The 3262-nt window shown below is 73.1% G+C and carries 4 protein-coding genes; all 4 read right to left on the bottom strand.

Translation table 11 applies throughout. From position 1 onward, the window contains the following. Window positions 1-567: hypothetical protein (locus AC0CYZ_RS13245; RefSeq protein ID WP_472216008.1), on the bottom strand; the 567-nt coding region annotated here is incomplete at its 3' end. 370 nt (window positions 568-937) lie between these two features. Continuing rightward, complete coding sequence (locus AC0CYZ_RS13240) at window positions 938-1516, bottom strand: VOC family protein (RefSeq protein ID WP_472216006.1); 579 nt, start codon at window positions 1514-1516, stop codon at window positions 938-940. 112 nt (window positions 1517-1628) lie between these two features. Then, window positions 1629-2009 (bottom strand): DUF4233 domain-containing protein, encoded by a 381-nt coding sequence (locus AC0CYZ_RS13235; RefSeq protein ID WP_472216004.1) that lies wholly within the window; start codon window positions 2007-2009, stop codon window positions 1629-1631. Then, a partial coding sequence (locus tag AC0CYZ_RS13230) for a bifunctional folylpolyglutamate synthase/dihydrofolate synthase (RefSeq protein WP_472216002.1) occupies window positions 2006-3262 on the bottom strand: 1257 nt, incomplete at its 5' end. The genes AC0CYZ_RS13235 and AC0CYZ_RS13230, both read right to left, overlap by 4 nt.

Here is a 3262-nt window from a genome sequence, read left to right as displayed (position 1 = left end):
CCGCAGCCGCGACGCGCCCGGCGACGGGCTCCGCGGGTCCACCCACGCCAGCACGCGCCCGACCCCCGCCGTACCACGCTCGCCCTCGTGCTCCTCCGCGACGGCACGGACGGCGTCGACGTCCGTGTCGGTCGCTCGAAGGAGGGCGTCCACGACGACGACCGCCTGGTCGCGGGGCAGCCACCGCGCGAGGTTCAGGGCCGTCCGCGCCGGTGACGTGATGCGGACCCCGCGGACCACGGCGATCTCTGCTGCCGGGACGACGACCCGCTGCACACGGACCCCGGGCACGGAACGCCAGCGCGAGCGGCCGACGAACAGGTCCACGGTGGTGTCCGCGGGGGCCACGTCGACGTCCCAGAGCGCAGCAGCGCCGAGGCCGCCCACGACGGCGTCGGCGTGCAGCAGTGCTGCGCCGGCCGCACGGATCGCCGTGGTCACCGTCCGATCGGCGCGGAAGGACACGCCGCGGAACAACTCACGGAAGGTCCCGTCCGCCAGGTGATGACGCGAGAGCGCTCCCGACGCCACGGCGTCGGCGTTCCGGAAGGGGCGTTCGAGGTCCACGGGACTTCGACGCGGCGACCGGCCGATCCGGTTCCGCCCGGACCGCCCGCGGTCGCCTCCGTCGAGCCCGCGACGAGCACCGGCCGCGGTGCCGCCCCCGGCGCCCGGCCACCCCGGACGGCGATATCGACGCGTGACCCCTCCCGAGGGCATTCCGAGGTCGCGCCGCTAGGCAGTTGATCATGCTGAGGGCACCACTTCGGCTCGGTGCCCTCGGCATGATCAACTGCCTAGCGCGGCCGGACCGTGAGCCTGGGAGTTGACCGGGACGAGCATGGGCCGGGCTCGGTGATCGGTAGCCGCCGCCTGGTGATCACTCCGCGAGCCTGGAGCCCCGGACCGCTGAGGAAGTGGAACACGGTGCTGTTCGTCAGTGACGACTGGGCTGGGGACCATCAGTCGTGGTGCGCGGTGAGCTGTAAAGGCTGGGGTCCAGTTCGTCGATCTTGACCAGTAGCCCGTCGGGGCTGGCCAGTTGAAGCTGACGGCCGAAGGCTTCGTCGCTGGTGGGCCGGGTGATCGTGGCTCCGCCGGCCCGCAGCCGTGCTTCGAGCGCTTCGAGCGGTTCGGTGGCTTCGAAGTTCAGCTCCACGGCTCCTTCGTGCTGCTCGGGGTTGGGTGGGTGAGCGAGCAGCCCGATCCGGTCGTCGCCGAGCGCGAGCAGCACCCAGTCGCCGTCGCGGCTGCCGTGCAGCACCTGCGCGCCGAGCTGTTCGTAGAAGGCGACCGAGGCGGACATGTCCTGGACGTGCACCATCGGGCGCAGCCGCAGGCCCGGGCTCTGGTCGTCGGCTGTCGTCACGGGTTCCTCCTGGGCGGACAGCGTGGTCTCGAGGGCTCGGGCGACCAGATCAGACAACGACAGCTGCACGTCGATCGCGTGATGCTTGACCCGTCGCACCAGATCGGCCCGAAGCGTCACGTTGAACTGCTGACGTTGCGACACCATCAACCCAACCCTAGGGTCCTAGGTCTCTAGTCACCAGTAGTGCCGCGGCTCGAGGCCGCCGGGCGTGCTCGAGGCCAAGGGTCGCCCGATCAGCCGCGCTGGACGAGCGGCCTCAGGCGGTGGGCCAGGTGGCCTGGCGCCGGATCACCTCGCGGCGCATCCAGAGCATGAGCCCCCAGACGAGGCAGAAGATCAGGCCCATCAGGCCGAGCGAGGCCGAGAGCACGAACCCGAGCAGCATGAGGACCTGCAGGCCGACGGCGAAGGCGAGGCCCCAGGGCCGCAGGATCACGACGCAGCCGACGATCATGCCGACGGTCAGGACGAGGACCAGGGCCAGCTTGAGCGGGGTGATCCCGCCCTCGACGCGCGCCATCACGGGCAGCACGAGCGGGACCGCGATGGCCTCGAGGACGAGGCAGGCGCTGGCGGGGCCGCGGAAGGCCCGGCGGGCGTCGGGCGGGCGCGGCGCGACGTCCTGCTGCTCGCTCACGAGGGCTCCCGTCCCAGGAGGGTGCGGGCCTCTCCCGCCGCCACGACCGAGCCGATGACCAGCACCCCGCCACCGGCGACGGGCTCGTCGTCGTCGGAGGTCTCCTCGGCCATCGTGATCGCGGTCTCGAGGGCCGCGTCCATGCGGGTCTCGACGACGACCCGCTCGGCGCCGAACCGGCCGACGGCGAGGCCGCCGAGCTCGTCGGGGTCGAGGGCCCGCGGGGAGGACATGCCGGTCACGACGATCTCGTCGAGGACCGGCTCGAGGGCGGCGAGGATCCCGTCGGCGTCCTTGTCACCCATGATCGCGACGACGCCGATGAGCTTCCGGAAGGAGAACTCGGCCCGGACCGCGGCCGCGGCGGCGGCGGCGCCGTGCGGGTTGTGGGCGGCGTCGACGACCACGGTGGGCGCCGAGCGCAGCCGCTCGAGGCGGCCGGGGACGCGGACCGCGGCGAAGGCGTCGCGGACGGCCTCGAGGTCGAGGCGGCGCGACTCGCCGGCCCCGAAGAAGGCCTCGACCGCGGCGAGGGCGAGGGCGGCGTTGCCGGCCTGGTGCTCGCCGAAGAGCGGGAGGTAGATGTCGTCGTACTCGCCGGCGAGCCCCCGCAGGCGCAGCTGCTGGCCGCCGACGGCGACCGAGCGCTCCAGCACCCCGAACTCGACGCCGGCGCGGGCCACCTCGGCGTCGACCTCGACGGCGCGCTCGAGCAGCACCTGCGCCACCTCGGGGGTCTGCTGGGCGAGCAGTGCCACCGAGCCCGGCTTGATGATCCCGGCCTTCTCCCGGGCGATCCCGGTGATGTCCGAGCCGAGGTAGTTCTGGTGGTCCAGGCCGATCGGGGTGATCGCGGCGACGGCGGCGTCGGCGACGTTCGTGGCGTCCCACGAGCCGCCGAGCCCGGTCTCCAGGACCGCGACGTCGACCGGGGCGTCGGCGAAGGCGGCGAACGCCATCGCCGTGAGGACCTCGAACTTGGAGCAGTGCACGCCGTCGACGGCGTCGCGGGCCCGGTCGACCACGCCGACGTAGGGCGCGATCTCGCGCCAGGTGTCGACGTAGCGACGCGCCGAGATCGACCGGCCGTCGAGCGCGATCCGCTCGGTGACGCGCTGCAGGTGCGGGCTGGTGTAGCGCCCGGTGCGCGGGCCGATCCGGGTGAGCAGCGCGTCGATCATGCGCGTGACCGAGGACTTGCCGTTGGTCCCGGCGACGTGGATCACCGGGTAGGAGCGCTGGGGCTCGCCGAG

The sequence above is a fragment of the Actinomycetospora sp. genome (assembly GCF_055612215.1).
This window is presented reverse-complemented; position numbering and strand designations above follow the sequence as displayed.